This window comes from Allobosea sp. TAB14 (assembly GCF_052113865.1).
Lineage (GTDB): Bacteria > Pseudomonadota > Alphaproteobacteria > Rhizobiales > Beijerinckiaceae > Allobosea > Allobosea spartocytisi.
Genome location: NZ_JBFRDQ010000056.1, coordinates 17868 through 42275, shown reverse-complemented (window position 1 = coordinate 42275; position 24408 = coordinate 17868). Strand labels below are relative to the sequence as shown.

The window sequence follows — 24408 nt, the reverse complement described above, 5'->3', positions numbered from 1 at the left end:
CCTGCGCGTCGGCCCGGCTGCGGATGGTCTCGCCGACCAGCGCGAAGAACAGGATCATCACCGGCGTCAGGACGAGAACGAGCAAGGCCGCCTGCCAGGAGACGACGGCGAGCGCGACCGCCGCCATGAGCGGACCGATCGCCATCATCAGGCTGGCGGCACGGTGACCGATGACGAGGCCCGCCACCGCCTCGGGATGGCGCTGGAGGCCGACCGTGACGCTGCCGGCCGCGAGCGAGCGCAGCCGGCCTGCCGGCATCGCTTGCAGCCTTTCGATGGCGGCGTCGCGCAGTGCCGTCGAAACCTCCGTCTCGGCCCGTGCCTGCGCACGATCGGCCATCAGGCCGGCGACGGCGGCGCCCGGCACGGAGATCGCCAGCGCAATCAGGAGCGAGGTCTCGAATGGCTGCTCCATGATCAGCTTGCCGAAGAGCACGGCCATCGACGCCGCGGCGGCGAGGCGCAGCGCGGTGCGGGCGAGCTGCCAGCTGAGCAGGCGGCCGAGCCCTGCGCTGCCGAGACGCCGCGCCCGGGCGAGCGCCGCGAAGGCGTCATGGCTTCCGCCGCGACGGTCAGGCCGATCTTCCGGGGTGACGGGCTGCTCCATGAGCTTTCTTTCGCACGACGCCGGGCGCGCCCGCTTGATCCAGATCAAGAGGCTCGACGGGGAGTGCGGCTACAAGAGAGCGTCCCGAAAGGATGATGCCATGGTCGATCCGCTCCTCGTCGATTTATCCCGCCTGCAGTTCGCGCTGACGGCCCTCTATCATTTCCTCTTCGTGCCGCTGACGCTCGGCCTCTCCATCCTGATCGCGATGATGGAGACGGTCTATGTCATGACCCGCCGGCCGATCTGGCGCGACATGACGAAGTTCTGGGGGGTGCTGTTCGGCATCAACTTCGCGCTCGGCGTCGCGACCGGCATCACCATGGAATTCCAGTTCGGGATGAACTGGGCCTATTACTCGCATTATGTCGGCGACGTGTTCGGGGCGCCGCTGGCGATCGAGGGCCTGATGGCCTTCTTCCTCGAGGCGACCTTCGTCGGCCTGTTCTTCTTCGGCTGGGACAGGCTCTCGCCGCGCGCCCATCTGATCGTGACCTGGCTGATGGCGCTGGGCACGAACTTCTCGGCGCTGTGGATCCTCATCGCCAATGGCTGGATGCAGAACCCGGTCGGCGCGGCCTTCAACCCCGACACGATGCGCATGGAAGTCACCGACTTCATGGCGGTGATCTTCAACCCCGTCGCGCAGGCGAAGTTCGTGCACACCGTCTCGGCCGGCTATGTCTGCGCCGCCACCTTCGTGCTCGGCGTCTCCGGCTGGTACATGCTGCGCGGCCGGCATGTGCAGCTCGCCAAGCGCTCCTTCGTCATCGCATCGGCCTTCGGCCTCGCCTCGGCGCTCTCGGTCATCGTGCTGGGCGACGAGAGCGGCTATGCGCTTACCGACAACCAGAAGATGAAGCTCGCCGCGATCGAGGCGATGTGGGAGACCGAGCCGGCCCCGGCCTCCTTCACCGCCATCGGCATCCCCAGCCTTACCGATCGCAAGACCCATTTCGCCATCCATATCCCCTGGGTGATGGGGCTTATCGGCACGCGCTCGGTCGATACGCCGATCCCCGGCATCAACGAGCTGGTGCAGCGGGCCGAGGCGCGCATCCGCGACGGGCTCGTCGCCTATGACGCGCTGGAGAAGATGAAGGCTGATCGCAATGACGGCGTCGCCCGCGCGGCCTTCAAGGCCTCCTCGCATGATCTCGGCTACGCGCTGCTGTTGAAGCAATTCGTCGCCGATCCACGGCAGGCGACCGAGCAGCACATCAAGGACGCCGCCTGGTCGACCGTGCCGGGCGTGCCCTGGCTGTTCTTCGGTTTCCGCCTGATGGTGCTGTGCGCCTTCATCCTGCTCGGTGTCTTCGCGGTCTCGCTCTGGCACACCATCCGCGAGTCGGAAGCGTCGCGCTGGCTGTTCCGCATGGCGCTGCTGGCGATGCCGCTACCCTGGATCGCGATCGAGGTCGGCTGGTTCGTCGCCGAGTTCGGACGCCAACCCTGGATCATCGAGGGCGTGCTGCCGACCTTCCTCGCGACCTCCGAGCTCGGCGTCTACAACCTGCTGCTCACCATCGCCGGCTTCACCCTTCTCTACGGCACGCTCGCCGTCATCGAGGTCAAGCTGATGCTCGCCGCCATCCGCAAAGGGCCCGATGTCGCCGATGTGGTCGAGGGGCTGCGGCCGAGGCGACCGGGGCAGCCGGGGCCGCACGCCGTCGCGCCCTATCCCGCCGAGTGACCGGACGCCAAGCCAAGGATCACGATGATGATCGACTTTCTCTTCTCCTATGAAACGCTGCGGCTGGTCTGGTGGGTGCTGCTCGGCGTCCTGCTGATCGGGTTCGCCGTGATGGACGGCTTCGACATGGGTGTGGGCACGCTCCTGCCCTTCGTCGCGAAGGAAGACATCGAGCGGCGGGTGGCGATCAACACGATCGGCCCGGTCTGGGAGGGCAACCAGGTTTGGTTCATCCTGGGCGGCGGCGCGATCTTCGCGGCCTGGCCGGCGCTCTACGCGATGAGCTTCTCGGGCTTCTACCTCGCGATGTTCCTGGTGCTGTGCGCGCTGATCCTCAGGCCCGTCGGCTTCAAATACCGCTCCAAGAAGCCCGATCCGGCCTGGCGCGCGCGTTGGGACTGGGCGCTGTTCATCGGCGGCGCGGTTCCCTCGCTGATCTTCGGCGTCGCGGTCGGCAACACGCTGCAGGGCGTGCCCTTCCATTTCACGCCGGATCTGCGGCCGATCTACGAGGGCAATCTCTTCGGCCTGCTCAATCCGCTCGCCTTGTATTGCGGGCTGGTCTCGCTGGCGATGCTGACGATGCATGGCGCCGCCTGGCTGACCTTCAAGGCCGACGGGGCCGTCGCCGGCCGGGCCCGCGATTTCGGCACGATGGCGGCGTTCCTGACGGCCCTGCTGTTCGCGGGCGGCGGGGTGCTGGTCTGGCTCGGGCTGCTCGGCGGCTATCGCGTGACCTCGCCGATCGTCTGGGACGGGCCGTCGAATCCGCTGCTCAAGACCGTCGTCGCCGATCCCGCCGCCTGGCTTGCGAATTTCCGGGCGCATCCCGCGCTCTGGGCGGTGCCGGCGCTCGGCGTCGTGGCGCCGCTGCTGGCGGCGATCGGCTTCCGGGCGCGGTGGGAGGGGCTGACCTTCCTCGCCTCCAAGCTCGGCGTCGCCATGATCGTGGCGACGGTCGGCGTCGCGATGTTCCCGATCCTGCTGCCCTCGAGCAGTAATCCCGGCCATTCGCTCGCGGTGTTCGATGCCTCGTCGAGCCGCGCCACGCTGCGCAACATGCTGCTGGCGACGGTGATCTTCATGCCGCTGATCCTGGCCTACACCGCCTGGGTCTACAGCGTGCTGTGGGGCAAGGTCACCGAGAAGAGCGTCGAGGACGCCGGCCATTCGGCCTATTGATCCGGACAGGAGTGAACGCGCCATGTGGTATTTCGCCTGGATTCTCGGCCTCGGCCTCGCCGCCTCCGTCGGCATCCTGAACGCGCTGTGGTACGAGCTGCGCACCGTGCGTGAGGAGCCGGCGAAGGCAACCGTGCCGCTGCCGACGCCCTGACCGGCAGGCCGGCCATGGCGCGGCATGCAGCCAGCGGCGGCGGACAGAGTGGGGCCGGCTTCGTCCCGCATATCGACATGGCGCGCGGCCATGCGCGGATGCTGGAAATCTGCGACGCGCTGGAGCAGCTCGCCGACGACCTGCCCTCCCATGTCGACCGGCTGCGCTGCCTGATGCTGGGGAACAGTCTGGTGCCGCTCATCGACGCCTGCCACCGCTTCGAGGAGCGCTCGGTCTTTCCGGCTTTCGCGACGTCGCGGCGCAACGCCGGGATCGTGAACCGGCTCAGGGCCGAGCATGTGCAGGATCGCTGTGCCGCCGAGGATCTCAGCGAAGCGCTGCTGGCCTATGGCAATGGCCGGCCGATCGCGAATCCGGAGGCCTTCGGCTACATGCTGCGGGCGCTGTTCGATTCGATGCGCCGGCACATCGCCTTCGAGCAGGACTGCATCCTGTCGGCGCCGCCCGGGCCGGATGGGCGCTGAGGCGCGCGACCGTCCGTTCAATCCCCCGAAGAGGCGGCGAGCTTGCGGATGTCGTCGAGGATGACGTGGCGATTGTGCTCGATGCTGATCGCGCCCTCGGTGCGCAGGCGCGTGAATTGCCGGCTGACGGTCTCGATGGTCAGCCCGAGGAAATCGGCGATCTCGGCCCGCGACAGCGGCAGGTCGAAGGCGACGGCGCGCTGCCCCGGCTGCATCGTCGGGTCGATATTGCGCGCGATCATCAGCAGGAAGCTTGCGACCTTCTCTGCGGCGGTCTTGCGGCCGAGCGTCACCATCCAGTCCCGGGCCTGATCGAGCTCCTTCAGGGTCTGCTGCAGCAGACGATGCTCCAGATCGGGCTGCGCCACCATCATCCGCTCGACGGCCGCGCGAGGGAAGGAGCAGAGCTCGACATCGGTCGCAGCCTCGGCGGTGAGCGTGCTCTCGGTCCGGAAGGGCCTGCCGACGAAATCCGGCGCGAATTGCAGGCCGACGATCTGCTGCCGGCCGTCGGAGAGCATCTTCGTCAGCTTCACCACGCCGGACAGGACGTTCGCGTAGCTCTCGACGTTCTCGGCCTCGCCGATCAGCTCGGCACCCTGCTCGGCTCTTCGCTTCGAGGAGGATTTCGCCAGCTGGGTGAGCTGCTCGGCCGTCAGCGAGCCGCAGATGCCGCGGTGGCGCGCCTCGCAGGAGGCGCAAAGGACCGGAAAGCCGGTTGTATGAATGTCTTCGCGCACGGTGAAGTACCTTATCCCGATCCGCGCTGCGCGGCCAGTGTGCTTCCTGGAGGTGGCCCGGCTGAAGAGCGTGGTGAAGGCGGCCGCTCTGCTTGGATTGAGCCAGCCGGCCATCTCCAAGACGGTTCAGGAGCTGGAGGACGCGCTCGGGGTTTCGCTGTTCGAGCAGAACCGCCGGCCGATGATGCTGACCGGGCCGGGGGAGGTCTTCCTGCGCTATGCCGGATCGAGCGTGACGGCGCTAAGGCAAGGCATCAGCATGGTCGGGCGCGACGGCGCCAATACGGATGTCGCCTTCTCCGTCGGGGCGCTGCCGACCGTTTCCGCGCATATGCTGCCGCGCGCGCTCGCGCAGGTCATGGAGCGCCATGGCGCGATGCGCCCGCGTGTCGTGACCGGGCCGAACGACGTGCTGATGTCGCAGCTCAGGCTGGGCGACCTCGATCTCGTCATCGGCCGCATGGGGGACCCGGAGACGATGCGGGGCTTCGCCTTCGAGCACCTCTATTCCGAGCGGATCGCGCTGGTGGTCGGTCCGCACCACCCGCTGCTGGCATCCTCGCCTTTCGACATCRCCGGGGTCGCCCGCCATCAATGGCTGCTGCCGCCGCCGGGCTCGGTGATCAGCTCTACGGTCGAGCGCTATCTCGTCGCCCATGCGCTGCAGCCGGCAGCCGGAGTGATCGAGACGGTCTCGGACGCCTTCGCGCGCAATTATCTGCGCCTGACCGACGGAATCTGGTTCATCTCGGAAGGCGTCGTCGCGGAGGATGTCAGGACGGGCTGGCTGTCCGTGTTGCCAGCCGATACGGGCGATACGTTCGGCCCGGTCGGCCTGACGACGCGGACCGATACGGCATTGCCGCTGCCGGCGCAGCTTCTGGCCGCGGCGCTGCGGGAGCTCGTGGCGCAACGGGCCATGGACACGGCCCCGCACGGTTGAGTGCGACCACAAGCGGGGTTGCCCTCGCCGGCCCGGACCCTATATCGGCGCGGTGACMATGCCCGATAGCTTCATGTCCGATACGCCGATCCAGAGCCGCTCCTTCCGTTTTCCCGGAGTGCTGAACTCCAGCGAATTGCTCGTCGCCGAAGCGGTCCATGCCCGCGCCTGGGCGTCGCTCGACCATGACGGACGGCTGGATCCGGAGCTGGAAACAGATGCCAAGGCCCGTCTCGGGCGGATCGTGCTGCGCCTCATCGGGGCGCCGCCTGCTTCCGTCACGGACCTCGCCACCGCGGCCRTCGAGGAATTCAAGGCGACCCGCCCGACCGGCCCCGAAGCGTAGAGCCGGCCGAGCCGAATCGACTCAGTGAGCGGCCATGTCGAGCGGCGGCTCGACATCATCCGTGATCGGATTGGCGAAGGGGTTGCCCGCGCGGAAGCTGGCGAACTCATCCTTCGCGGCCTTGAGCAGGGCCGGATCGTTCAGCACGTCCTGGGCGACGCCGGCCATGGCCTTGGCCGCGAGGGCAAGGCCCTTATGCGCCGCCGGCGCCAGGCCTTGCGCGACAAGCTGCCAGGAATGGCCGGGCGTGCCGACCGCATAGCAGGCGGCGCGGCACTGGACGGTGGGGACGACCCAGCTCACCGTGCCGACATCGGTGGAGCCGACGAAGGAATCGCTGCCGGAGCCGAGCGGGTAGATCTCGTCGCTCAGCGATTCGCCCGCCTTCGGCCTCAAGCCGAAGCGGGCATAGGAGGAGGCGATGTCCTCGCCATTGAGGGTCTTCTGGAACTTTGCCGCGAAAGCCTGATCGGCCGCGTCGAAGCCGGGCCCGCCCAGCGCCTGCAGATTGGCATGCATCGCTTCCTCGAGCGGGCGGTTGCCGACGAGATTGGCATCGCCCGAAAGCTGCTTGGCTGCGACCTGCGTCTCCGTCATCAGCGCGGCGCCCTCGGCGATCTTCTTCACGCGGGCGACGAGGCTCCACATCTCCGACAGGTTGGCGGCCCGGATGAGCTGGCGTGTCGTCGCCGTCGCCTGCACCACGTTCGGCGCGRTGCCGCCGGCGTTGATGATGGCGTAGTGCACGCGGGCCGTCGATGGCATGTGCTCGCGCATGTAGTTGACGCCGATATGCATCAATTCGACCGCATCGAGCGCCGAGCGGCCGAGATGGGGGGCGGCGGCGGCGTGCGAGGCCCGTCCGGTGAAGGTGAACTCGACCTCGACGCAGGCCAGCGAGAACGGCCGGTTGACCCCGGTGAAGGAGGCCGGGTGCCAGCACAGGGCGATGTCGACATCGTCGAAGGCGCCGGCGCGGACCATGAAGCCCTTGGCGGAGCCGCCTTCCTCGGCGGGGCAGCCATAATAGCGCACCCGGCCCTTGAGCCCGTTGGCCGCGAGATAGTCCTTGACCGCGGCGGCCGCGAGCAGCGAGGCGGAACCCAGCATGTTGTGGCCGCAGCCATGGCCATTGCCGCCCTTCTGAACCGGCGTCTCGCTCGCGATGCCGGCCTCCTGGCTCAGGCCGGGCAGGGCGTCGTACTCGCCCATGATCGCGATGACCGGGCCGTCCTCTCCCGCTTCGCCGATCAGGGCGGTCGGGATGCCCGCGACATTCTCGGTGATGCGGAAGCCTTCGCGCTCCAACATGGCGCGGTGCTCGGCGGCGGAACGGACCTCCTGATAATTGAGCTCGGGCATGTGCCAGATGCGGTCTGACAACGCGAAATAGTCCGGCGCCTTGTCGTCCACGCGCTGCCAGACTTCCTTGCTGTTGCTCATCGGAGTTCCTGTTCCCGGGTGTAAGTCATCTTTGATATTGGCGCCAATTTCTCGCATAAGGGTTGTGGCGGGACAAGCCGAGCCGGATGCGGGGCGGCCGCTCGAACGGTGCATGGGGCGACGATGTCTGAGAGCGAGCCGAGCGGCGGGGCCGTTCGCGGCAAGAATCGCGGCAAGAGCGCGAAGGCGCGTGCGGAGCGTCACGAGGCCCTGGCGAATCTCCTCGCGGCGGAGATCCAGTCCGGTGCGCTTTCCCCCGGCCAATGGCTCAAGCAGATCGACATCGAGGAGCGCCATGGAGCCAAGCGCATGGATGTCCGCCGGGCGCTCGACCGGCTGGTGCAGAAGCGGCTGGTCGTGCATCTGCCCAATCGCGGCTACCACGTCTTCAAGCCGGATGGGCGGCTGGCGCAGGAGATCCGGGCCGTGCGGGTCATTCTGGAAACCAGCGCGGTCGACGGCATCGTGGCGCGGGCGCGGGAAGAGGATATCGCGCAGGCGATGCGGCTGGCGCGGCACTTCGAGGCGCTGCTGCTGAACGGCACGGCCATCGACCTGCACGATGCGAACATCGCCTTCCACGAGCATCTGCTCGGGCTGTGCGGCAATCTCGAATTGGCGGCGCTGGTGAAGGAGCTGCGCGGGCGCATCTCCTCGGCCGTGGCCGGGCAATGGCAGAAGCGCAGCCGCATCGAACAGTCGAACCGCGAACATCTGGCGATGGTCGAGGCGCTGGCCGCGCGCGACACGGAGGCGCTGCGGCGGCTGGTGGGGGAGCATATCCAGCAGAGCGCGGAATAGGCGCGGGATTCCGCCGATGGCTCATCGGTCCGATTTCGAATGCAAGCGTCATTCTCTCCGGCCGCCGCTGGCATCTGGAGATTGAAGTTTAGATTTGATCGAATTCAGTTTCCTTGCCGAAAAGACACATGGCGAGATCTGTTTGGGGGCGTGGTGCATCGGGTTTTGACGCTGCCCGGGTGCCTTGCTACCTGTCGTTCCAGGCCCTCTTGCTGAACTGAGCCGTCATGAATCTTTCTTGCCGCCTGACCTTGGTTTCCTCCGCAGCGCTTCTGATCTCGGCGCTTTGGTTCGGCATCGGGCCGCTGCAAGCGCAGGAAGAGCCCTCTGCCGCGCCTGCGGCGCACGCTGCCCAACGGCGCCAGCGCCATCAACGAGACCTATGGCGACTGGACGGTCGATTGCCGCATCCTCAACGGCCAGCGGCTCTGCGTGCTCAGCCAGTCGCAAGGCAACAGCCAGACAGGCCAGCGCGTCTTCGCCATCGAATTGCGMACGCCGCGCGAGGGCAGGGCGGAAGGCACGATCCTGATGCCGTTCGGCATGAAGCTCGACAATGGCGCGGTGCTGCGGCTCGACGACAAGAATCTGGGCCAGGGCCTGCGCTTCTCGACCTGCCTGGCGCAGGGCTGCCTCCTGCCGATCTCCTTCCCGACGGTCGCGACCGATGCGATGAAGACGGGCAAGACGCTGACGGTGGCGGCGCTCAACCTCTCCACCAGCGAGCCGGCTTCCTTCAATGTGTCGCTCAACGGCTTTGCCGCGGCGCTCGACCGCATCGCCCAGATCGATCGATAGCCGGCATTCGGCTCACAGGAGCAGATTGGCAGCTTCCGGCTTTCATGCCGCCTCGATTGGCGGAATCCGCCAAGTCGGGCGGGCCTGTCGCTGAAAATTGGTTCGCTTAGCCAGAGGCTTCGATGCATGATCGGAGTTCTGGGGAGTTCGAGCCAATCATGACGACCGATCCGCGCCTGCCGTTTCTCGCCGAGCTGGAGAGGAAGATCCTCTGGCTGGCCTCATGGACGATCCACAACGCCAATCATCTGCGCGACAACGGCGACGGCATGAAGGTCGGTGGGCATCAGGCCTCCTCGGCTTCGCTCGCCACGATCATGACCGCGCTCTACATGGCGGCGCTACGCCCGCAGGACCGGGTCGCGGTGAAGCCGCATGCCTCGCCGATCTTCCACGCCATCAACTATCTGATGGGGCTTCAGACGCGCGAGAAGCTGGAGAATTTCCGCGGCTACAAAGGCGCGCAGAGCTATCCGTCCCGCACCAAGGACATCGACGACGTCGATTTCTCGACCGGATCGGTCGGCCTCGGCGTCGCGCAGACGCTGTTCTCCTCGCTGACGCAGGATTACGTGAAGGCGCATGGCTGGGCGAAGGATCGCCCCGAAGGCCGCATGGTCTCGCTGATCGGCGATGCCGAGCTCGACGAGGGCAACATCTTCGAGGCCCTGATGGAGGGCTGGAAGCACGGGTTGCGCAACACCTGGTGGATCATCGACTACAACCGCCAGTCGCTCGACGCCGTCATCCGCGAGGGGCTCTACGACCGCTTCGAGACGATGTTCCGCAATTTCGGCTGGGATGTCGTCACGCTGAAATACGGCTCGCTGCAGCAGGCCGCCTTCAAGGAGAAGGGCGGCGAGCGGCTGAAGGCCTGGATCGATTCCTGCCCGAACCAGCTCTATTCGGCGCTGACCTTCCAGGGCGGTGCGGCCTGGCGCAAGCGGCTGATGGACGATCTCGGCGATCAGGGGCCGGTGACGAAGCTGATCGAGAAGCGTTCCGACGCGGAGCTCTCGAAGCTGATGTGCAATCTCGGCGGCCACGACCTGCCGTCGCTGCTCGAAGCCTTCGAGAACATCGACCATGACCGGCCGGTCTGCTTCCTCGCCTACACGGTGAAAGGTTTTGGCCTGCCACTCGCCGGCCACAAGGACAACCATGCCGGGCTGATGACCAAGGAGCAGCTCGACGGCTTCCGCAAGGCCAACGACATCCGCCCCGGCCATGAATGGGATCTGTTCGAGGGGCTCGACCTGCCCGAGAGCGAGATCCGGGCCTTCCTCGACAAGGTGCCGTTCTTCTCGCAGGGGCGGCGGCGTTTTTCGGCCGCCAAGCTGCCGGTTCCGGAGAAGCTGGAGGCCGGCATCCAGGCCACGATGTCCACCCAGATGGGCTTCGGCAAGGTGCTCGACGATCTCGCCAAGACCGGCGGGCCATTGGCTGACCGCATCGTSACSACSGCGCCGGACGTCACCGTCTCGACCAATCTCGGSCCMTGGGTGAACCGGCGCGGSCTSTTCGCCMRGGCCTCGATGGCGGACACCTTCAAGGACGAGCGCATTCCCTCGATGCAGAAATGGGAATTCTCGCAGAACGGCCAGCATATCGAGCTGGGCATCGCCGAGATGAACCTGTTTATCAACCTGTCGGCGCTCGGCCTGTCGCATTCGATCTTCGGCGAGCGACTGATCCCGATCGGCACGCTCTACGATCCCTTCATCTCGCGCGGGCTCGATGCGCTGAATTATGCCTGCTACCAGGATGCGCGCTTCATGGTGGTGGCGACGCCGTCGGGCGTGACGCTGGCGCCGGAAGGCGGGGCGCATCAATCGATCGCGACGCCATTGATCGGCATGAGCCAGGACGGGCTCTGCGCCTTCGAGCCCGCCTTCGTCGACGAACTCGCGGTGATGATGCGCTGGTCCTTCGACTACATGCAGCGCGATGGCGAGGGCGATCCCGACGAGCGTACCTGGCTGCGCGACGAGACCGGCGGCTCTGTCTATCTCAGGCTCTCGACCCGGCAGGTCGAGCAGCCGAGCCGGACGATGACGCCGGAGCTGGAGCGCGASATCATCGAYGGYGCCTAYTGGCTSMGKAAGCCCGGYCCGAACGCCTCSGTCGTCATCGCCTATACCGGTGCGGTKGCRYCYGAGGCGATCGAGGCKGTGGGGCTGCTCRRCGARGACCGGCGCGATGTCGGCCTGCTCGCCATCACCTCGGCCGATCGGCTCAATGCCGGCTGGCAGGCGGCGGAGCGGGCGCGTCAGCGCGGCAACCATGCTGCGACGAGCCATATCGAGCGGCTACTCGGAGAGCTGTCGCGGGATTGCGGCATCGTCTCGGTGCTGGACGGGCATCCGGCGACTTTGGCCTGGCTCGGCAGCGTCCATGGCCATCGGCAAAAGGCGCTCGGCGTTGAGCATTTCGGCCAGACCGGCACGGTCGCCGATCTCTACCGGCATTTCGGCATCGACGCGAACGCGATCGTGCACGCGGCGAATGCGGCCGCGCCGGGGCGGCCGGTGCGCTATCTCAAGGCGCTGCCCTGACGGTAATGCGTCATGGTCGGGCTTGGCCCGACCATCTCGGAAACCAGAAGACGCTGGTCAGGTGATGTTCGGCTCAAGCCCGAACATCACGACGGCTGGCCCGTTCAGAAGCGGGGCGTCTCGATCGTATTGGCGAAGGGATTTGCGCCGGAGCCGACACGGCCGGGCAGGGTGCTCTCGCCATAGAGCGAGCCGGTGTTCACATAGACCGGCGCCGCCGCGAAGTGCTGGCTGGCATAGTTGTTCATCGAGCCGACCGGCACGACGTTCCCGGCATCGAAATAGCTGCGCTTCTGGACGATGATGCGCAGCGGCTCGCGGCGGCTCTGGGCCTCGGCGATGCCCGCCATGACGGTCGACGCCGCCAGTGCGATGGTGAGGGCAGTGGCAACGCGCTTGAACGACATCATGACGGCGGTCTCCGGGAGTGGCGCTACCCACCCGATGTAAGCATGCTGAACACGAAGCAAAGCCTAGCGCCTGCCTGTTAACAATATTGTTAGCACGGCGAGCCGCTGCGCGGATTCAGCGCTTCCGGCGCGTGGCCTTTGGGCGGACCGGTCGCGCGGGCGGCGTGGCTTTCGCCGGTTCGGTCGTCGCCGTCTTCATGCGCAGGGCCGGCACGGAGCCGTCGGTGTCGAGCCAGGACGCCTTGCGGCCCGCCGTGGCGAGGAAAGGCGTTGCGCAGGCCGCGTCGCGCTTGAGCTCGCTTTTCGTGAAAGACTGGCGCAGCTCCTCGCTGCCTGCGGCATTGGCGAGGTCGAGGCGGTCGATCAGGCAGGTGAGCTGACGCCGGTCAGCCGGCTTGCCGCCAGCGCACCACCAGCCGCTCATCGCGAAGCCTGCCTCGGCGCCGTCGGAGCGGAAGGCGAGGCAATTGCGGCTGGTATTGCCGTCGTCGAGGAGGACGTCGGCCGTTTCGAGTGAGCCGAAGCGGGTCGGGATCGCAGCCGGCGCGCTGCTGCGCCCGACCGAGAGGGAACGCAGCGCGGCCTCGCGGACGAGATCGATCGTGAAGGGTCGCGTGCTGGCCATGTCGAGCGGCCCGGTGCGCAGGCGCAGGACGAGATGCGGCCCGGCTTCCGCGAAGGCGGCGAAGGTCATGACATCCTCGCGGCGCCCATCCTTCGTGCGCTGGGCCTCATAGGCCGGCGTCGCACGCCCGAGCTCGGGGGAGCTGAGGTGGAACATCGCGATCGGCCGCGGAATCGCCATCCAGTTCGCGGGGCCGGGGCGGTCGGAACGGGTCGCGGCCGGGCGCGACAGCTCAGAAGGCGTCCGATCGATCGTGAGGCTGGCAAGTTGGGGCTGGTCCTCATCCTTGGCTGACAGGCCGGTGATGAGCGCGGCCGTCAGGCCGAGGCCGGCCAGCGCCGCAGCACTGCGCCAGAGCAGGGCGCCGGCGAAGCCGAGGCCGCGGCGTGGCGCGAGGCGGCGCATGCCTTGCCAGAAGGCACGAGCGAAGCGCTCGCCGTGATCGGCGGCGCTGATCAGCCCGGGAACGAGATCGAGACTCTTGAGACGTGCCGCGAGCATGTGAGCCCAATCGCGCGCCGTCGCGAGACCGGGCCGCATCCGCGCGAGCCCCTCCCGGACCGCCTTTTCCGCCATGCTTGAAACCAGACGCAACCCGTCACTCCCGCGCGGCATCGCCGCCCCTGCACCATCCCAGCCCGTGCCGAGCTTGCCCGTGGGGAGTCGCCCGGCGGTTACCGAGCGGGCGGAATCGACCGGCAGCGTGAACAGGCGGTCAAGAAGCAGGGTTAACGGGCGGGCGGCCGAACCGGGCAGGAGTGGGAGGGAGATTGACTTTTCGACGCAACGGGTGTTCTCACGGATCTCGGCGCATCCTCGCGCCGCCTGCGAAGTTTGCAGCCCTTTGGGATTGGTTCCGTGACTGTCGGCCTGACGACGAAACACACGACCAAAACGACGACCGGGAAAGCCGGTACGTCGCGCTGACGCTTCGCCTCGGTTCCGGGTCCATCTCCCCCCGGCGGGGGCAGATCGCCGAACCAGCCCGAAGACCGGGCGGGTCGGCTCCCAAAGGGAGATCCGAACCGATCTATCCGCAAAGGATCACATCAATGAGCTTCAAGGTCGCAGTGGTCGGGGCTACCGGCAATGTGGGCCGCGAGATGCTGGACATCCTGGCCGAGCGCGCTTTTCCCGTCGGCGAGGTGGTGGCGCTGGCCTCATCCCGCTCCATCGGCACCGAGGTCTCCTTCGGCGACAAGACGCTGAAGTGCCGGGCGCTGGAGCATTACGACTTCTCCGACACGGATATCTGCCTGATGTCGGCCGGCGGCGAGGTCTCCAAGGAATGGTCGCCGAAGATCGGTGCGCAGGGCGCGGTGGTGATCGACAACTCCTCCGCCTGGCGCATGCATCCGGACGTGCCGCTGATCGTGCCGGAAGTGAACGCCGCCGCAGCAGCCGGCTTCACCAAGATGAACATCATCGCGAACCCGAACTGCTCGACCGCGCAACTCGTCGTGGCGCTGAAGCCGCTGCATGACAAGTTCGGCGTCAAGCGCGTGGTCGTCTCGACCTACCAGTCGGTGTCCGGGGCCGGCAAGGAGGGCATGGACGAGCTCTTCAACCAGACCCGCGCGGTGTTCTCGGCCGGCGAGGTCCTCACCAAGAAGTTCCCCAAGCGCATCTCCTTCAACCTCATCCCGCAGATCGACGTCTTCATGGAGGACGGCTTCACCAAGGAAGAGTGGAAGATGATGGTCGAGACCAAGAAGATCCTCGACCCGAAGATCAAGCTGACCGCGACCTGCGTGCGCGTGCCGGTCTTCATCGGCCATTCCGAGAGCGTCAACATCGAATGCGAGAAGCCGGTCACCGTCGACGAGGCGCGCGAGGTGCTGCGCACGGCGCCGGGCATCCTCGTCATCGACAAGCACGAGCCCGGCGGCTACATCACCCCGCATGAGGCGGCCGGCGAGGATGCGACCTATATCTCGCGCATCCGCGAGGATGCGACCGTCGAGAACGGCCTCGCCTTCTGGTGCGTCTCCGACAATCTGCGCAAGGGCGCGGCGCTGAACGCGATCCAGATCGCCGAGGTGCTGGTCAACCGCAAGCTGATCCAGCCGCGCAAGCAGGCGGCCTGACCGGCGCGGCCGCGTTTTTCGGGTGGTTTCCAAGGCGGGCTTCGGCCCGCCTTTTTGCTGCCAATCGTCATTCCGGGCGACCGAAGGGAGACCCGGAATCCATCGTAGAGCACGGAGCTTTATGATGGATTCCGGATCGGTGCCGCTTCGCGGCTTGTCGGGAATGACGGGGATGTCGCCGCCGATCGAGGACCGGCGTCTGAAACCGACACTGCATAAGGCGCCTGTGATCTTTGCGCAGCGACGCGGCTCTCAAATCGATTAGACTATGGTTCCCCTCGCGATTTTCCGCCCTGTGCCCAGCCCCATTCCGCCCGGACCTGCTTCCGAAACCGCGCATCCGACCTCAGCCGGATCGCTGCGGCACGACAATGCCCTGCTCGGCATCGGCATCATGCTGCTGGCGACGGTCTTCCTGTCGGCCGGCGATGCGGCCTCGAAATATCTCGCGGCGAGCGTGCCGGCGCTGCATATCGTCTGGCTGCGTTACGCCACCTCGGCGCTCATCCTGCTCGCGATCATCGGCTTCCAGCGCGRCAAGATCTCGTTGCGGACGCGCCGGCCGGGCCTGCAATTGCTGCGTGGAATCGGGCTGATCGGCTCGTCGATCTTCTTCGTCTCGTCGCTGAAATACCTCAAGATCGCCGATGCGACGGCAACGAGCTTCGTCGCGCCGCTCTTCGTCACCGCCCTATCGATCCCGCTGCTCGGCGAAAGCGTCGGCTGGCGGCGCTGGCTCGCCACGATCGTCGGGTTGATCGGCGTGCTGATCGTGGTCAGGCCGGGCGGTAGCGGCTTCCAGCTCGCCTCGCTGCTGCCGGTGGTCTCGTCGCTGAGCTGGGCGTTTGCCCTCATCGTGACGAGGATGATGAGCGGGACCGAGAACCCGATCGCGACGATCACCTACTCGACCGTGTTCGGTGCGATCGTCTCGAGCCTGCTGCTGCCGGTGCACTGGGTCGAGCCGAATTGGACGATCGCGCTGGTCGGCCTCTTCATCGGGGCGGTCTCGACGGCGGGGCACTGGCTGGTGATCGTCGCCTTCCGCTATGCGGCGGCCTCGCTGCTCGCACCCTTCTCCTATATCCAGCTCTTCTGGGCCGCGCTCTTCGGTTTCCTGTTGTTCGCGGCGTTGCCGGACCTGTGGACCTGGGTTGGGGCTGCTGTCATCGCGGGCTCGGGCCTCTACACCGCCCATCGCGAGCGGATTCGGGCGCGGCAGGTCACGGCTGGTAACCAAGGCTCGCGATAGGGCGGCCGCTCCGCCTTTGGAGGAATGGCATTGCGGCCGAGTTGCTGTAGGGYGACGTTACGCCAACCGGCGCCCTTTTTGCCAGGATCCCCCTATGCCGATGCATCTCGCACGCGCGGTTCTCGCCGCGAGCCTCCTCCTGCTGCCGGGGCTTGCGAGCGCCAAGACCTATTCGATCCCCGATCCCAATCCCGTCGCGGTCATCACGATGCCGGACGATTGGGAATCCACAGAGATCGACAAGGGTGTCGAATCAACGTCCGACGACGAGGCGGTCTACGTCTCGGTCGAGGTGACGGAGCTGAAGGACGCCGCACAGGCCATCGCCGAAGCGGTCACCTGGCTGAAGAGCAAGGGCGTCGTCGTCGATCCCGCGACGCAAGAGAAGAAGCCGTTCTCCAACAATGGCATGGAAGGCGTCCAGGTGCAGTGGACCGGCAAGGACGAAGACGGTCCCACCCATGTCAGCCTGACCCTGCTGCAGGTCACCGAGACCAAGGGCCTCGTCGTGACCTACTGGGCCTCTCCCGAAGGCGAGAAGGAGAACCTGAAGGAGCTCGCCTCGATCATCGACAGCCTGAAGGGCCTCAAATAGAGCGTAACGGCCGGCGCGCGGCAGGCTGTGCGCTGGCCGCGCGGGCGTAACGCGCCATGAACATCGTGACCGCCTCGCTGACGATGCGGTGCACCTCCTCGTCGCTCGGGGGCGTCTGGATGGCGTTGAACAGACGCGGCCGCGTCAGGGTCGACTGGCAGAGATCAAGGAACTGCATCGCGGCAAGCTGGGTATCCTCGATGTCGAGCTTGCCCTCGCCGACCATGCGGTCGAGATAGCGCGCGATCATGTTCGCGCCCGTCAGGGGACCGTTCTCGTAGAATTCCCGACCGAGATCCGGCATCCGCTCGGCGACGCCGATAACGATGCGATGGGCGCTGACCGCGAATTCCTGGTTGATCATGCGCACGAGGCATTGGCCGAAATTCTGCAGTGCGCGCGCCGGCTCTGGATCCTCGTTCAGGGCCGCGATGGCGCCACGCTTCTGGGCCTCGCGCTCGCGCTCGATCAGCGCGACGAAGAGATGTTCCTTGTCCTCGAAGTAGACATAGAGCGTGCCCTTCGAGACATTGGCGGCGAAGGCGATGTCGCTCATGCTGGCGGCGTCGAAACCACGGGCCGTGAAGACCTGATAAGCGCCGTCGAGAATCTGGCGCCGCTTCTCGGGGTCGGTCCCGGCAACGCGTCGATTGCGCCGGTCCACCTTAACCTCCGGCTTGGAGTTCTCTGCCATGCTTCTCCGCCGGGCGGTCCGGCCATGCAATGCTGCTTTGCAAAAATAATCGAACCAATCAGTTCGATTTCACTTGATATGCATCATCACTGGCGCTATTTCAACCGCAATCGAACCAATCGGTTCGAATTGTTCTCATCAGGATAGCTCATGTCCGCCGAGATCACAGAACAGCGCCGGGACCGCCTCAAGCTGGTCGACCCGGCCCTGGAGACGGCACAGCCCACCGAGGCGCGCCAGCCCGTCGAAACCGCGCCGGCCGCGCCTGTCGAGGCGGTGCAGCCTGCCCCGAAGCGCAATACCGTCCGCCGTGCCGGGCTGATCCTGCTCGCCGGCGTCGCGCTCGGTGCCGGCCTCTGGTACGGCATCGACTGGTGGCGCAACGGTCGCTTCATCGTCTCCACCGACGACGCCTATGTCGGCGCGGAGATGGCGACGGTGTCGGCCAAGCTCTCGGCCAATGTCGCCAAGGTTTCGGTGCTGCAGAACCAGGAAGTGAAGGCCGGGCAGTCGCTCGTCGCTCTCGACGACGGCGACCAGCGCATCGCGCTCGCCGCCGCGCAGGCGAAGACGGCGACCGCGCAGGCCACGCTCGGGCGCATCGACAGCCAGATCGAGGCCGGCCGCGCCAGCCTGCTGCAGGCCAAGGCGCAGCAGAACTCGGCGCAGGCCGGCGTGACCCGCACGGCGGCCGATTTCGATCGCGCCAAGAGCCTCGCGGCCAAGTCCTATGGCTCGCAGGCGACGCTCGATGCCGCGACGGCGGCGCGCGACCAGGCCCAGGCAGCACTGGTCAGCGCCAATGCCGGCGTCACCGCCGCGGAAGCGAACATCAAGGTGCTGGAGGCGCAGCGCGTCGAGGCCGCAAGGCAGATCGACGAGCTCAAGGTGGCCGAGGACAAGGCCGCCCGCGACCTGACCTTCATGAAGATCGACGCGCCGATCGACGGCCTCGTCGCCAACACCAATGTCCAGCTCGGCGACCTCGTCGGCGCCGGCAAGCGGCTGATGTCGATCGTCCCGCTCGATCAGGTCTATGTCGACGCCAACTTCAAGGAGACCCAGATCGGTCCGCTGAAGATCGGCGACAAGGCGAGCGTCACGGTCGATGCGCTGCCGGGGCAGGTCTTCCACGGCACGGTCAGCGGCATCGCCGGTGGCACGGGCTCGGTCTTCACGCTGCTGCCGCCCGACAACGCGACCGGCAATTTCACCAAGGTCGTCCAGCGCGTGCCGGTGCGCATCGCGCTCGACCGGGAATCGACGGGCAAGCATGTGCTGCGCCCCGGCATGTCGGTCATCGTGTCCATCGATCCGCGTCCCGCCGGCCAGCGCTGACGCTGCAAGGAGGCCGTCATGGCCACCGCGACCCTGAACGCGCCGGCGGGTGCCCCGCCGGCCTCGGACGCCATACCGCTACGCCGGATCTTCGCCTTCATCGCGATGGTCTTTGGCATGTTCATGGCGATCCTGGACATCCAGATCGTCTCGGCCTCGCTGGCGGAGATCCAGGCCGGACTCTCGGCATCCTCGGATGAGATCGCCTGGGTGCAGACGGCCTATCTGATCGCGGAAGTGATCATGATCCCGCTCTCGGGCTATCTCAGCCGCGCCCTGTCGACGCGGGTGTTCTTCTCCATCGCGGCCGCCGGCTTCACGATCTCCAGCGTGCTCTGCGCCCAGGCCTCCTCGATCAACGAGATGATCCTGTGGCGCGCCGTGCAGGGCTTCATCGGCGGCGGCATGATCCCCGGCGTCTTCGCGGCCGCCTTCACGATCTTCCCGCCCTCCAAGCGGCCGATCGTCTCGCCGATCATCGGCCTCGTGGCGACGCTGGCGCCGACCATCGGGCCGACCGTCGGCGGCTATCTCAGCCATGCCTTCTCCTGGCACTGGCTGTTCCTCGTCAATGTCGTCCCCGGCATCGCCGTCACCATTGCGGCCTGGACGCTGATCGACTTCGACAAGCCGGATCGCGGCCTGCTGAAGCGCTTCGACTGGCTGGGCCTCGCCGGCATGGCCGCCTTCCTCGGCAGCCTCGAATATGTGCTCGAGGAAGGCACGCGGCTCGACTGGTTCGAGAGCCATGAGATCGTCTTCTTCTCGGTGGTCATGGTCTTCGGCGCGGTGCTGTTCTTTTGGCGTGCGCTGACGCGCGACGATCCCCTGGTCGATCTCTATGCCTTCCGGAACCGCAACTTCGCCTTCGGCTCGCTGTTCTCCTTCTGCATGGGCATCGGCCTTTACGGGTTGACCTATCTCTACCCGGTCTATCTCGGGCGCATCCGCGGCTATGACGCGCTGATGATCGGGGAAACCATGTTCGTCACGGGACTGGCCATGTTCCTGACGGCGCCGATCGCCGGCCGGCTCTCGGCCAAGCTCGATCCGCGCATCATGATGATCATCGGGTTCAGCGCCTTCGCCCTCGGAACCTGGATCGTTTCGCACATCACCGCGGATTGGGACTTCTACGAGTTGCTGCTGCCGCAGATCCTGCGCGGCTGCGGGCTGATGCTGTGCATGGTGCCGATCAACAACGTCGCGCTCGGCACCTTGCCGCCGCAGCAGCTCAAGAACGCCTCCGGGCTCTACAACCTGACCCGCAATCTCGGCGGCGCGGTCGGGCTCGCCGTCATCAACACCATGCTGAACACGCGCACCGACGTGCACATCACCCGGCTGCACGAATGGGTCGCGGCCGGGCGGCAGGTCGCCGAAGAGGCACTGGCGAACACGGCGCAGCGCTTTGGCGACTTCGGCGATGCCGCCAATACGATGGCTCTGGCTCTGCTCAATCAGCGTGCCCACAAGCAGGCGCTGATCATGGCGTTCGGCGACGTCTTCCTCGGGCTGACGGCGATCTTCGCCTGCCTCGTGGTGTTGTCGCTGTTCCTCAGCAAGCCGAAACCGGCACCGACCGGCGCGGGCGGCGGGCACTGAGCCTGCGATCCCGCCCGCTGGACCTCCTGGAATCGTTTCCGTCATGATCCCCAGTTTCGAACGCGTCTTCGGCCGCCTGCTGCGGCCTATCCGGGGCCATGACGCGGACCTGCTGTGCAACGATCCGCGCCTTGCCGTCGCGGCCGGGACGATGCAACTGACCAGCCCGGCCTTTGCCGAGGGCGGCGATATCCCGAGCCGATATGCCGGGCGCGGGGTCGGCGAGAATGTGTCGCCGCCGCTGGCCTGGAGCGGCGTCCCGGCCGAGACGGTGGAACTCGTCCTCGTCATGCAGGATCCGGACGCACCGCTGCCGCGGCCGGTGACGCATCTCGTCGCGACGGACATCGCCGTCGACAGCGAAGGCGTGGAGGAGGGCATGCTCCGGCCCGAGACGAATCCGCAGATCGCCTTCCTGCCGGGTTCGCTCGGCCGCATCGGCTATGAGGGGCCGCGGCCGATCCGCGGCCATGGCCCGCACCGCTATGTCTTCCAGCTCTTTGCMCTGGCACGGGTCCTGCCCGCTCTCGATGACGTGATGCTTCCCGAGCTGGCATCGGGGATGGCGGGATGGGTGCTGGCGCGCGCGGTTCTGACCGGAATTTTCGAGCTCATCTAGGCGGATTGCAGCCGCGGATGGCGGTGGACGGAGCGGTGCTGCAGCGGAATGTCGCAAACCGCGCGATTGACATTGCGATGCCGGCAGGGCAAATATGGCAGTAATATCAGTAGTTTAGATGTTTTCTAAACTGCGAGGCCGCAAGGCCCCATGGTGGAAGGCGTTTCGATGAGCGTTCTGGTGAGCAAGGATCGGGAGCAGGCTGTCGCGGCGGAGCATATCCCGTGGCCGCAGAAAAGCCCGGCCTCCTGCCCGATCAGCGCGGTGAAGGCGCGCCTGCGTATGGCGGGTCTTCGCCCGACGCGGCAGCGCATGGCGTTGGGCTGGCTGCTCTTCGCCAAGGGCGACCGCCATGTCAGCGCCGAGATGCTCTATGAGGAGGCGATCCGCGCCCGCGAGCCGCTGTCCCTCGCCACGGTCTACAACACGCTGCGCCAGTTCTCGGAAGCCGGGCTGCTGCGCCAGGTTTCGGTGTCCGGCCCCAAGACCTTCTTCGACACCAATGTCTCGGAGCACCACCACTTCTACAATGAGGACGACGAGACGGTCACCGATATCCCCGGCTCGACGATCCATGTCTCGGGCCTGCCGGATGCGCCGGAGGGCATGATGATCGCCTCGGTCGAGGTCATCGTCCGGCTGCGCAGCGCCGATGGCGAAGAGGTCACGACGACGAAGCGGGTGGCGGGCCATCACGCGTGATCGTCTGTTCCTGCAACGTCATTTCGTGCCGGCAGATCAAGGGCACCGTCGGCGCTGACGGCAGCGGGCCGCGGACGGCCGGCGAGGCGTATGACTGCCTCGGTTGCAGCCCCGATTGCGGGCGTTGCGCGCGCGCGGTCCGTGCGATCCTGGCCGAGGCCCATGCCGCATGCGCGACGCAGTGCGGCAGCTGCGCCAGCCGCGAGATCGCATGCGCCGTCCATGTCAGCGTCGGCCGCATGCTGGACGGCATCGTGACGCCAGAGGATGTCTCGCAGGCCGCGTAAGCGACGCGCTGCCGGGATTGGGCGGCGTTGGATGATTGCAGCCGCCTTCGTTTTCCCTCTTTCCTTCCCGGATGCACCTCTCTACATTAGTATCATTCTAATGTAGATTGCGAGGAGCGACGCCATGAAGGGCGACAAGAAGGTCATCGAATATCTCAACAAGGGGCTGCGCTCGGAGCTCACCGCGATCAACCAGTACTGGCTGCATTACCGGATGCTCGACAATTGGGGGCTGAAGGAGATGGCCAAGACCTGGAAGAAGGAGTCGATCGAGGAAATGGTCCATGCCGACCGCTTCGTCGACCGCATCCTCTTCCTCGAGGGCTTCCCGAACCTGCAGACGCTCGACCAGCTCCGCATCGGCGAGACCGTCACCGAGGTCATCGAATGCGACCTCAAGGCCGAGATCGAGGCGCGGACGCTGTATCAGGAAGCGGCCAAATATTGCCGCGAGGTCGGCGATTACCCGTCCGAGGATCTGTTCAAGGCCCTGATGAAGGATGAGGAAGGCCATATCGACTTCCTCGAGACGCAGCTCGATCTGATCGGCCGCATCGGCCTGGAACTCTACACCCAGAAGCATATCGGCGGCCTCGAAGGCGACGATCACGCGCATTGATCGGCGGCGCTGCCTGCGTGGCACGCCGTCATGCTTGGGCTTGATCCGAGCATCTCAGGAACGAAAAGCGCTCGATCCTGCACGAGATTCTCGGGTCGCCGCCATGCGGCGCCCGAGAATGACGAGCCCGGTTGATCATGATCCAACAAAAAAAGGCCCGCCATTGGCGGGCCTTCGTCTTTTGCGGCAGAAGCCGCCTCAGATGAAGCTGATGTTCGCCGCTTCCGGCCCCTTCCGGCCGGCACGAATCGAGAAGCGCACGCGCTGACCGTCCATCGGCGGCTGCAGACCGCTGCGGCTCAGCGAGGAGACGTGCAGGAAGACGTCTGGGCCGCCCTTGTCGGGGGCGATGAAGCCGAAACCGCGATCCGAGTTGAAGAACTTCACGGCGCCGTCATAGGGGCCTTCGACCGGTCCGCTGTCGCGATCCTGGAAACCGCCACCGCCATTGCGGTCCTGAAAGCCACCGCCGCGGGGGCCGCGGTCCTGGTAGCCGCCACCGAAATCATCGCGCGGCGGACGCGCGCCGAAGCCACCGCCGCGCGGCGCGGGCGCCGCCGTCTGGGTCGCTGTCGACGGGTCGATCTCATGGACTGCGACCACCTGCAGCCCCCGGCGGCCTTCACCGAGGTCGGCGACGATGGTTGCGCCGGGAAGCAGATCCTGCTGGTCCAGCGGGCCGATCGCCGAGATGTGCAGGAAAACGTCGGCAGAACCATCGGCCGGCGAGGCGAAACCGAACCCCTTCTCGGGGYCGAACCATTTGACTTTGGCTTCGATATTTTCGTGCGTGACGAAAGGCTGGGCAGCAGGAGGCTTGCGACGATCGAACATGGGGCTTCAGATATGAGTGACCGGGAGCACACAACTTAGCTCATGCCGGGCGCGCCGTCATCGGGGTCAACGCGAAATTATCGCACGACAATTTCGAGGGTTATAGTGCTTTTTTTCGCGGCATCCCCAGGCTGGTGACGGCACTCACTATGCATCAGGGGCATGGGCTTTCGGCATTTTCGCCTGTTTCTTCGGCAGTTACGGCGAAAATGCCGCAGGTCTGCCCCTTGCAATCGCCGCATTCGGACGCGATCTCAGGCAATCGGATGCAATAACAAATCGATAGATCACCGTCGCCGCGTCCTGTCGGATGCGCGACGATCCAGGGAAGAACGCCTCCTGTTCGATCGCGCCCCAAGGCGCTGTTCGGGAGATGATAATGGCTCGATCAAAACAAGCTCGCGGCAAGGCCGGCCGCGGGGAAATTCGCCGGCTCTGGCTGGCGGAACGCGATCTCTTCAGGGAGCATCTGCTCAGGCTCGATCCGCTGACGCGCCAGCAGCGCTTTGGCACGGCCGTGAACGATGCCTTCCTCGAGAACTATGCCACGACGACCTTCGGGGTCGGCGGGCTGGTCTACGCCTATATCGAGGACGGGGTGGTGCGCGGCGCGGCCGAGTTGCGCGGCCTCGACGACATCGCCGCGCAGACAGGCGAGGCCGCCTTCAGCGTGGAGACGGGCTGGCGTCGTGCCGGCATCGGCGGCCAGCTGTTCTCGCGGCTGATCACGGCGGCCCGTAACCGCGGGATCAGGACGCTCTACATGACCTGCCTGCCGGAGAACGCKGCGATGAGGCGGCTCGCGCAGAAGTTCGAGGCCGATCTGGCCGGCGGCTACGCCGATATCGAGGGCGTGATCGCGACCGGTGGTCCGACGCCCTTCACCATCCTGGACGAAGCGTTCGACAATGCGAAAGGCTTCGCCACGCTCGCCCTGTCGCTCCAGAAGACCTTCTGGCCGACGCGGATCCTGGCTCGCGCCTTCGGCGCCTGA

General features: G+C 66.3%; 26 protein-coding genes. 19 read left to right on the top strand and 7 right to left on the bottom strand.

Translation table 11 applies throughout. The features are described 5' to 3' along the window. The coding region (locus AB4Y99_RS10970; protein WP_465248675.1) for a 6TM ABC transporter family protein at positions 1–607 on the bottom strand (607 nt) is incomplete at its 3' end. Positions 608–707: 100 nt separating this feature from the next. Between AB4Y99_RS10970 and AB4Y99_RS10965 the strand changes: the two genes are divergently transcribed. Genes AB4Y99_RS10965 through AB4Y99_RS10950 form a run of 4 tightly spaced genes read left to right on the top strand, consistent with a single transcriptional unit; the run spans position 708 to position 4121 of the window. Continuing rightward, positions 708–2300 carry a cytochrome ubiquinol oxidase subunit I gene (locus AB4Y99_RS10965; protein ID WP_441523328.1) on the top strand — a complete coding sequence of 531 codons (1593 nt, stop codon included), beginning with the start codon at positions 708–710 and terminating at the stop codon, positions 2298–2300. A gap of 24 nt (positions 2301–2324) precedes the next feature. Beyond that, positions 2325–3482, top strand: coding sequence for a cytochrome d ubiquinol oxidase subunit II (gene cydB, locus AB4Y99_RS10960; protein WP_133560666.1), 1158 nt, complete (start codon positions 2325–2327; stop codon positions 3480–3482). A 22-nt stretch (positions 3483–3504) separates the two neighbouring features. Next, the gene (gene cydX / locus AB4Y99_RS10955) at positions 3505–3636 is read left to right on the top strand and encodes a cytochrome bd-I oxidase subunit CydX (protein ID WP_112763656.1); all 132 of its coding nucleotides are present in this window, start codon (positions 3505–3507) and stop codon (positions 3634–3636) included. Between the two features lie 14 nt (positions 3637–3650). Then, positions 3651–4121 carry a hemerythrin domain-containing protein gene (locus AB4Y99_RS10950; protein WP_441523327.1) on the top strand — a complete coding sequence of 157 codons (471 nt, stop codon included), beginning with the start codon at positions 3651–3653 and terminating at the stop codon, positions 4119–4121. Positions 4122–4138: 17 nt separating this feature from the next. Here AB4Y99_RS10950 and AB4Y99_RS10945 read toward each other — a convergent pair whose 3' ends face one another. After that, on the bottom strand, positions 4139–4861 hold the full coding sequence (locus tag AB4Y99_RS10945) for a Crp/Fnr family transcriptional regulator (RefSeq protein WP_349236406.1): 723 nt from the start codon (positions 4859–4861) through the stop codon (positions 4139–4141). Here AB4Y99_RS10945 and pcaQ point away from each other — a divergent pair. Further along, entirely contained in the window at positions 4848–5804 is a 957-nt protein-coding gene (gene pcaQ / locus AB4Y99_RS10940) for a pca operon transcription factor PcaQ (protein ID WP_441523326.1), read from the top strand. The genes AB4Y99_RS10945 and pcaQ overlap by 14 nt on opposite strands. A gap of 73 nt (positions 5805–5877) precedes the next feature. Continuing rightward, a complete protein-coding gene (locus AB4Y99_RS10935; protein ID WP_441523325.1) occupies positions 5878–6150 on the top strand; it encodes a hypothetical protein in 273 nt (90 codons plus the stop codon). Positions 6151–6171: 21 nt separating this feature from the next. On the opposite strand, the gene AB4Y99_RS10930 is transcribed toward AB4Y99_RS10935, so the two are convergent. Further along, the gene (locus tag AB4Y99_RS10930) at positions 6172–7593 is read right to left on the bottom strand and encodes an amidohydrolase (RefSeq protein ID WP_441523324.1); all 1422 of its coding nucleotides are present in this window, start codon (positions 7591–7593) and stop codon (positions 6172–6174) included. A 123-nt stretch (positions 7594–7716) separates the two neighbouring features. On the opposite strand from AB4Y99_RS10930, the gene AB4Y99_RS10925 reads away from it, so the two are divergent. From AB4Y99_RS10925 to AB4Y99_RS10915, 3 genes are all read left to right on the top strand, one after another. Further along, positions 7717–8394, top strand: coding sequence for a GntR family transcriptional regulator (locus AB4Y99_RS10925; RefSeq protein ID WP_441523323.1), 678 nt, complete (start codon positions 7717–7719; stop codon positions 8392–8394). A gap of 432 nt (positions 8395–8826) precedes the next feature. Continuing rightward, complete coding sequence (locus tag AB4Y99_RS10920) at positions 8827–9192, top strand: invasion associated locus B family protein (RefSeq protein ID WP_441523322.1); 366 nt, start codon at positions 8827–8829, stop codon at positions 9190–9192. Positions 9193–9350: 158 nt separating this feature from the next. Further along, the gene (locus AB4Y99_RS10915) at positions 9351–11747 is read left to right on the top strand and encodes a transketolase-like TK C-terminal-containing protein (protein WP_441523321.1); all 2397 of its coding nucleotides are present in this window, start codon (positions 9351–9353) and stop codon (positions 11745–11747) included. A gap of 104 nt (positions 11748–11851) precedes the next feature. Here the strand turns inward: AB4Y99_RS10915 and AB4Y99_RS10910 are convergent, their stop codons facing one another. Both AB4Y99_RS10910 and AB4Y99_RS10905 read right to left on the bottom strand, forming a co-directional pair. Further along, positions 11852–12157: a hypothetical protein gene (locus AB4Y99_RS10910; RefSeq protein ID WP_038363524.1), complete on the bottom strand. Its 306-nt coding sequence runs from the start codon at positions 12155–12157 to the stop codon at positions 11852–11854. 115 nt (positions 12158–12272) lie between these two features. After that, complete coding sequence (locus tag AB4Y99_RS10905; RefSeq protein ID WP_441523320.1) at positions 12273–13376, bottom strand: hypothetical protein; 1104 nt, start codon at positions 13374–13376, stop codon at positions 12273–12275. A 458-nt stretch (positions 13377–13834) separates the two neighbouring features. Here AB4Y99_RS10905 and AB4Y99_RS10900 point away from each other — a divergent pair, with 458 nt between their 5' ends. The 3 genes from AB4Y99_RS10900 (at position 13835) to AB4Y99_RS10890 (ending at position 16716) form a co-directional block, all read left to right on the top strand. Continuing rightward, entirely contained in the window at positions 13835–14869 is a 1035-nt protein-coding gene (locus AB4Y99_RS10900) for an aspartate-semialdehyde dehydrogenase (RefSeq protein WP_441523319.1), read from the top strand. Positions 14870–15164: 295 nt separating this feature from the next. Then, positions 15165–16121, top strand: coding sequence for a DMT family transporter (locus tag AB4Y99_RS10895; RefSeq protein WP_441523318.1), 957 nt, complete (start codon positions 15165–15167; stop codon positions 16119–16121). Positions 16122–16215: 94 nt separating this feature from the next. Then, the gene (locus AB4Y99_RS10890; RefSeq protein WP_038363530.1) at positions 16216–16716 is read left to right on the top strand and encodes a hypothetical protein; all 501 of its coding nucleotides are present in this window, start codon (positions 16216–16218) and stop codon (positions 16714–16716) included. On the opposite strand, the gene AB4Y99_RS10885 is transcribed toward AB4Y99_RS10890, so the two are convergent. Further along, positions 16709–17410: a TetR/AcrR family transcriptional regulator gene (locus AB4Y99_RS10885; protein ID WP_112763646.1), complete on the bottom strand. Its 702-nt coding sequence runs from the start codon at positions 17408–17410 to the stop codon at positions 16709–16711. The two genes, AB4Y99_RS10890 and AB4Y99_RS10885, sit on opposite strands and share 8 nt — an antisense overlap. Positions 17411–17560: 150 nt before the next feature. Here AB4Y99_RS10885 and AB4Y99_RS10880 point away from each other — a divergent pair, with 150 nt between their 5' ends. The 6 genes from AB4Y99_RS10880 (at position 17561) to bfr (ending at position 22580) form a co-directional block, all read left to right on the top strand. Next, positions 17561–18748, top strand: a complete 1188-nt coding sequence (locus AB4Y99_RS10880; RefSeq protein WP_441523317.1) for an HlyD family secretion protein — start codon at positions 17561–17563, stop codon at positions 18746–18748. Between the two features lie 18 nt (positions 18749–18766). After that, positions 18767–20353, top strand: a complete 1587-nt coding sequence (locus AB4Y99_RS10875; protein WP_133560647.1) for a DHA2 family efflux MFS transporter permease subunit — start codon at positions 18767–18769, stop codon at positions 20351–20353. Positions 20354–20396: 43 nt separating this feature from the next. Next, positions 20397–20972: a YbhB/YbcL family Raf kinase inhibitor-like protein gene (locus AB4Y99_RS10870; RefSeq protein ID WP_112763643.1), complete on the top strand. Its 576-nt coding sequence runs from the start codon at positions 20397–20399 to the stop codon at positions 20970–20972. Between the two features lie 168 nt (positions 20973–21140). Further along, on the top strand, positions 21141–21674 hold the full coding sequence (gene irrA, locus AB4Y99_RS10865; RefSeq protein WP_051988175.1) for an iron response transcriptional regulator IrrA: 534 nt from the start codon (positions 21141–21143) through the stop codon (positions 21672–21674). Next, positions 21671–21961 carry a (2Fe-2S)-binding protein gene (locus tag AB4Y99_RS10860; RefSeq protein ID WP_441523316.1) on the top strand — a complete coding sequence of 97 codons (291 nt, stop codon included), beginning with the start codon at positions 21671–21673 and terminating at the stop codon, positions 21959–21961. The genes irrA and AB4Y99_RS10860 overlap by 4 nt, the downstream gene beginning before the upstream one ends. 124 nt (positions 21962–22085) lie before the next feature. After that, a complete protein-coding gene (gene bfr, locus AB4Y99_RS10855) occupies positions 22086–22580 on the top strand; it encodes a bacterioferritin (protein WP_441523315.1) in 495 nt (164 codons plus the stop codon). A gap of 198 nt (positions 22581–22778) precedes the next feature. Here the strand turns inward: bfr and AB4Y99_RS10850 are convergent, their stop codons facing one another. After that, positions 22779–23414: a cold-shock protein gene (locus AB4Y99_RS10850; protein ID WP_441523314.1), complete on the bottom strand. Its 636-nt coding sequence runs from the start codon at positions 23412–23414 to the stop codon at positions 22779–22781. A 379-nt stretch (positions 23415–23793) separates the two neighbouring features. On the opposite strand from AB4Y99_RS10850, the gene AB4Y99_RS10845 reads away from it, so the two are divergent. After that, positions 23794–24408 carry a GNAT family N-acetyltransferase gene (locus AB4Y99_RS10845; RefSeq protein ID WP_441523313.1) on the top strand — a complete coding sequence of 205 codons (615 nt, stop codon included), beginning with the start codon at positions 23794–23796 and terminating at the stop codon, positions 24406–24408.